Genomic DNA, 5509 nt, shown 5'->3' with positions numbered 1-5509 from the left:
GTATTGCCAGCGCTGACCCCAGCCATGGCGTCACCACCGGCAACACAGTCGAGCATCCGGGCCATGCTGGTATCGCCCCCATGACGCAGCGCCTCGCTGGGACGCTGAGACTGCTGGACGACTGCCGGGGCATCGCCGACCCTCAGACGCGACGCCGCCGCGGCGAGCTGCCGCGGCAGGCGGGCTATCTCGTCTTCCAGCAGGGCGGCAGGGCCGAACAGGCAGAGCTCGAGATCAGGGTCGGCAATGGCGGCGGAAGCGGACCCCATGACGGCCGGGCGGGGACCGAGGTCCCCGCCCATCGCATCGATGGCAATTCGCACGTCAACGACCAGTCACTACCAACATCCGGGACGCCGTCGCGTCAGGCGTCGACGACCTTGCGGCCGCGGTAGAAGCCGTCCGGCGCCACATGATGGCGCAGATGGGTGGTACCGGTCTCCTTGTCCTGAGACAGAGCCGGTGCGGTGAGGGCGTCGTGGCTGCGGCGCATGCCGCGCGTGGAACGGGTCTTGCGGTTCTTTTGAACTGCCATGGGTTATCACTCCAGAGTGAAACGAGGGTGTATCAGGGTTTGCCCTTGATCTGCCGCAGCACATCGAACGGGCTCGCCGGGGAGGCGTCCGACGCGTCGGACGCCTCCCCACTGTTCAGCTGGTCGCGCGAGACCGGACATTCGGTCTCGTCGTGGTAAACCACCTGGGGCAGGCTGAGGATGAGCTCATCCTCGACCACCGCCAGCAGATTCAGCTGTTCGTTTTCCACCAGCACCGGCTCGTGGGTGCTCGGCAGCTCCGCGGCCAGGGCGTCACTGGTGACCATTCCCAGCCGGAAGTCGCTCTCGACCTGCTGCAACATGGGCTCAAGGCAACGCCGGCACGGCAGCTGCAGCTCAGCCTTCAGATGGCCACGGATCTCCCGTCGCCCCTGGGGGTCGATGGCGAAATCCAGCCATACCTGGGCGTCGCCGGACTGAGCGCCAACTTCCTCGGCCAGCCGCGCCATTTCGGCGAGTGCTACCAGGCCTTCCAGGTGTTCGGCACGGGCCACGAGCTTGTAGGGCTCGACCCGGCTCGGGAGTCTTGAGGTCAACATAGGCGCGCAATGATAGGCACTCCCCCTGCCCCTGTCAAAGCCGCCATCGCCCCGGGTTACCATGAGAGCATGTGCTGTGATCGGCGCTGCCGACTCGACGCTTCCAGCGACTCTACCGGAGAATGCCCATGCCCCACCTGATCCTTGCCTCTGGCTCGCCCTGGCGCCGCCGGCTGCTCGACCGTCTGGAGGTTCCCTATGCCTGGGAGAGCCCTGACATCGACGAGACGCCGCGCCCGGGGGAGGCGCCCGAGGTCCTGGTCCACCGCCTGGCGCTGACCAAGGCCGAGCGACTGGCCGACCGCTTTCCTGCACACCTGATCGTCGGTTCCGACCAGGTGGCGCTTTTCGACGGCGAGATCCTCGGCAAGCCCGGTGACGCCGCGGGGGCGAGGGCCCAGCTGGCCCGCTTCTCGGGCAGACGGGTGCGCTTTCTCACGGGCCTGGCGCTGCTCGACACCGGGCAAGGTCGCCACCGAGTCTGCCACGAGGCCTACGACGTGGTGTTCCGCCACCTGAGCGAGGGCGAGATCGCTCGCTACGTGGAGAGGGAAAAGCCCCTGGACAGCGCCGGCAGCTTCCGCATGGAGGGACTGGGCATCGCCCTGTTCGAGAAGTTCGATGGGGATGACCCGAACACCCTGATCGGCCTTCCGCTGATCCGGCTCTGCGAGATGCTGCGCGAGGCTGGGCTCGATCCGCTCGGCGAACCGTAAGCTGGAAGCTGGAAGCTGGAAGCTGGAAGCTGGAAGGCAACATGATGTCACCAGCCTTGGGGTCAAGGTTTATCTTCCAGCTTCAAGCTTAAGTCCGCGAAGCGGGCGTTCTTCCTGCTCCAGCTCGCCCCTAGGGGGCGAGCTGGTAGCGCACCGGCGACTCCCCTCGCGGCAGGCCGAGCCACTCCATGGCGACCCGGCCGAACTGACGGGAAATCCGCTCGAAGGGGTCGAGACGTGGCGTATAGTCGCGCAGCCGCGCCTCACCGAGCCGGGCGCGAGCCACGCCATCGAGGCTATCGAGCCCGTCCACCAGACCCAGCTCGAGGGCCTGCTCTCCGCTCCAGATCAGTCCGCTGAACAGCCGCTCGTCGTCGGCCAGTCGGCCACCGCGCCCCTCGCGCACATCGTCGATGAACTGGCGGTGGGTGGTGGTCAGCACTTCCTGCCAGAACTCGCGCTGCGACGGGGCGATCTCCAAGAAGGGGTCGAGGAACGCCTTGTTCTCCCCGGCCGTGAAGACGCGACGCTCGATGCCCAGGCGCCCGATGGCCTCCTCGAAGCCGAAACCGGCGTGGATGACCCCGATCGAGCCCACCAGGCTGGCCGGTGCGGCGATGACCTCGTCGGCCCCCGCGGCAACGTAGTAGGCGCCACTGGCCCCGATATCCTCGATCACCGCCAGGACGGGCTTGTCACCCGACTCGCGCAACCGCATCACCGCCTCGAAAATGCGCTGGGATTGCACGGGACTGCCACCAGGGCTGTCGATATGCAGCACCACCGCTTCGGCCTCTGACGCCTTCCAGGCGCGCTCCAGGCCCTCGATGATGCGCTCGGCGCTGGCTGGCGAATCGCTGTCGATCACCCCCTTGACCTCGACGACGCCGAGGTGCGGCCGGGCAGGCGCCCCGGTGCCCGGGACACCGAAGATTCCGTAGAGCGTGACCGAGAGCGAGACCAGGATCAGCAGCGCAAAGAAGAAGCGGAAGAACAGCTTCCAACGCCGGGAACGCCGCTGCTCCACCAGGACACCGTCGATCCAGCGGTCCATCATCTCCAGCTGGGCCAGGCGCTGGCGCTCGCGCAGCGTCTCGGCATCCTCGGTGAGCGGCGAAGCTGCGCTGGCCGATGTCGCCTCACGCTCCCTGCGCGCCTGCTCCGGGGTCAGCTCGGGTCCGCTCGTCCAGCGATCGTCGCGCTTGTCGTCATCACTCATGGTCATGCAGTCCCTTGGTCAGCTAGCCGTGCAGCCAGTCGAAGAGGTCAGGCACCGACTCGGCGGTGAGCACCGGACGGCTGGCGGCCAGGCGCGGCGAGGTATGCACGCCCCAGGTCACCGCCACGCGGTCCATGCCCAGTGCCCGAGCCATCTCGAGGTCGTATTCGGTATCGCCGATCATCACCGCTTCGCCAACCTCGACATCGAGTTCGACGAGAAGCTCCTCGAGCATTCGGGGATTCGGCTTGGAGAGGGTCTCGTCGGCGGTACGGCTCGCATGGAACCAGCCACCGCTGTCACTCTCGCGAAAGATGCGCTCCAGCCCGCGGCGACTCTTGCCGGTGGCCACGGCCAGGCGCTGGTCCGCCCTGCCCCGCAGCCGGGCCAGGCCGGCCTCGACGCCGGGATAGAAGCGCATGGGGCCGGTATCGCCCTCGACGAAGTGATGGGCGTAACGCGCCCTCAGCAGTTCGGCACGCTCAGCATCGATACCAGGGCAGAGCGCCGCGATGGCTTCGGGCAGCCCCAGGCCAATGATGTTGCGGACCGCCTCTGCCTCCAGCTCGCCCCAGCCAGCTTCTCGAGACGCCGCCTGCATGCTGGAGACGATCCGAGCGATGGAGTCCATCAGGGTGCCATCCCAGTCGAAAATGGCCAGTCGATAGCGCATGAAGCCTCCGTGTCAGCGGGACTGGCGGGCACGATCAAGCACCGCCTCGAGCTCACTGGGTAGCGGCGCCCTGATCCTCACCGGGCGACCACTGCTGGGTTCGGGAAAGGTCAGGGCCGCAGCGTGTAAAAAGAGTCGTGACAGGCCCAGTGTCGCGGAAAGCTTCTGACTCTCGCGGCTGCCGTACTTGTCATCGCCGAGCAGCGGATGACCGGCATGGGCGGCATGTACGCGTATCTGGTGGGTCCGCCCGGTGACTGGCTCGGCCTCCACCAGGGTGACCTTCTCGAAGGCCTCGCGCACCGCAAAGCGCGTCCGGGCCACCTTGCCGCCCGGCTCGACCCGCACCCGTCGCTCGCCATTGGCGAGCTCGAAACGGTCGAGCCGGGCGCTGACGAAGTCGCGTCGTGCCGGCCAGCGTCCGGCCACCAGGGCCAGGTACTGCTTGTCCATGCGATGCTGCTTGAGCGACTCGTTGAGCGCCAACAGCGCCGGTCGTGACTTGGCCAGCAGCAGGCAGCCCGAGGTATCACGGTCCAGGCGGTGGACCAGCTCCAGGAAGTCGAGGTCCTCGCGCACCTGGCGTAACGCCTCGATCAGGCCAATCTTAACACCGCTGCCGCCATGCACGGCGAGCCCAGAAGGCTTGTTGATCACCAGCCAGTCGCGCCCCTCCAGCAGCACGCTGCCGGCGAGCAGGTTGCGCAGGTTGTCGCTCACCTCGCGGACCGCCTCCCGGGGCGTCAGACGCAGTGGCGGAATCCGCACCATGTCGCCCAGTGCCAATCGGGTATCGGCCTTGACCCGCTTCTTGTTCACCCGCACCTCGCCCTTGCGCACGATGCGATAGATGAGTGCTCGGGGCGCCCCCTTCATGCGGGTCAACAGGAAGTTGTCGATCCGCTGCCCCACCTGGCCTTCGGTTACTTCCACCCACTGCACGTCGCGCCCTTCGGCCATGCCGCCACTCCACTGGATACCTGCTCGAAAGGCGCATTCTACCGCAGTGCAGGCCATTCTGCGCCAATTGCTGGTCACCCCCTTTGCTGTTATATTACCAACTCGCTTCAATGGGTTGTCACAACCCGCCAGAGCGCCTGCACGACAGACACGCAGGCCGGAGCGAAAAGATCAGGCCGCGACGATCCTCGCCAATCCGGGGTCCCGCCGCCGACAAGCAAGCGATACAACGCCACGCCCGGCTTCGGTCGCGCTCCCTGCAGCACGACCGAAGACCACGGGATACGTACAACAACGTGCCGGAGGCCGGCGTAGGCGAATCGATGAATGCCAGGTGTTGGCGGTGACCGCAGGGCCGGATGGGTGACGTCCCACCGAGACATGTCCTGCCTCCGCCCCGTACTCAACATGATCATGCCGTGTCGGTTCCATCGTGCAAGGATGACCTGGGACGGCCGGGCGCACTACCGCATCCGCGACATGCGCTGAGCACAAGCACGCAGCAACCAGTGGTTCGCCTCCGTCGTTGACCGCCGTCCGGCGCGTCCCTATTTGCGAGACGACATGAAACGGATGCTCATCAATGCGACCCAGCCCGAAGAGCTGCGGGTCGCACTTGTCGATGGACAACGCCTCTACGACCTGGACATCGAGTCCGGAGCCCGGGAACAGAAGAAAGCCAACATCTACCGCGGCAAGATCACCCGGGTGGAACCCTCCCTCGAAGCCGCCTTCGTCGACTTCGGCGCCGACCGTCACGGTTTCCTGCCCCTCAAGGAGGTGTCCCGCGACTACTTCCTGAAGGAACCCTCGGGCCGCCCCAGCATCAAGGAGGTGCTCAAGGAG

Annotated in this window: 7 protein-coding genes and 1 pseudogene; 2 read left to right on the top strand and 6 right to left on the bottom strand. The window is 66.5% G+C overall.

Annotated elements, in window-relative coordinates:
• From RI841_RS13310 to RI841_RS13300, 3 genes and pseudogenes are all read right to left on the bottom strand, one after another.
• A pseudogene (locus tag RI841_RS13310) lies at positions 1 to 323 on the bottom strand (phosphate acyltransferase); the annotation flags it as partial.
• A 41-nt stretch (positions 324 to 364) separates the two neighbouring features.
• Positions 365 to 535 (bottom strand): 50S ribosomal protein L32, encoded by a 171-nt coding sequence (gene rpmF / locus RI841_RS13305; protein ID WP_310706107.1) that lies wholly within the window; start codon positions 533 to 535, stop codon positions 365 to 367.
• 32 nt (positions 536 to 567) lie between these two features.
• Positions 568 to 1095, bottom strand: a complete 528-nt coding sequence (locus RI841_RS13300) for a YceD family protein (protein ID WP_310706106.1) — start codon at positions 1093 to 1095, stop codon at positions 568 to 570.
• Between the two features lie 128 nt (positions 1096 to 1223).
• On the opposite strand from RI841_RS13300, the gene RI841_RS13295 reads away from it, so the two are divergent.
• Positions 1224 to 1811: a nucleoside triphosphate pyrophosphatase gene (locus RI841_RS13295; protein ID WP_310706105.1), complete on the top strand. Its 588-nt coding sequence runs from the start codon at positions 1224 to 1226 to the stop codon at positions 1809 to 1811.
• Positions 1812 to 1941: 130 nt separating this feature from the next.
• On the opposite strand, the gene sppA is transcribed toward RI841_RS13295, so the two are convergent.
• Genes sppA through RI841_RS13280 form a run of 3 tightly spaced genes read right to left on the bottom strand, consistent with a single transcriptional unit; the run spans position 1942 to position 4663 of the window.
• Positions 1942 to 3030: a signal peptide peptidase SppA gene (gene sppA / locus RI841_RS13290; RefSeq protein WP_310706104.1), complete on the bottom strand. Its 1089-nt coding sequence runs from the start codon at positions 3028 to 3030 to the stop codon at positions 1942 to 1944.
• Positions 3031 to 3052: 22 nt separating this feature from the next.
• Positions 3053 to 3703: an HAD-IA family hydrolase gene (locus RI841_RS13285; protein WP_310706103.1), complete on the bottom strand. Its 651-nt coding sequence runs from the start codon at positions 3701 to 3703 to the stop codon at positions 3053 to 3055.
• 12 nt (positions 3704 to 3715) lie between these two features.
• Positions 3716 to 4663 (bottom strand): RluA family pseudouridine synthase, encoded by a 948-nt coding sequence (locus RI841_RS13280; RefSeq protein ID WP_310706102.1) that lies wholly within the window; start codon positions 4661 to 4663, stop codon positions 3716 to 3718.
• Positions 4664 to 5227: 564 nt separating this feature from the next.
• On the opposite strand from RI841_RS13280, the gene RI841_RS13275 reads away from it, so the two are divergent.
• The coding region (locus RI841_RS13275) for a S1 RNA-binding domain-containing protein (protein WP_310706101.1) at positions 5228 to 5509 on the top strand (282 nt) is incomplete at its 3' end.

The organism is Halomonas sp., from assembly GCF_031581305.1.
Lineage (GTDB): Bacteria > Pseudomonadota > Gammaproteobacteria > Pseudomonadales > Halomonadaceae > Halomonas.
Note: the sequence above shows the minus strand (reverse complement) of the source record. Positions and strands in the feature narration are given on the sequence as shown.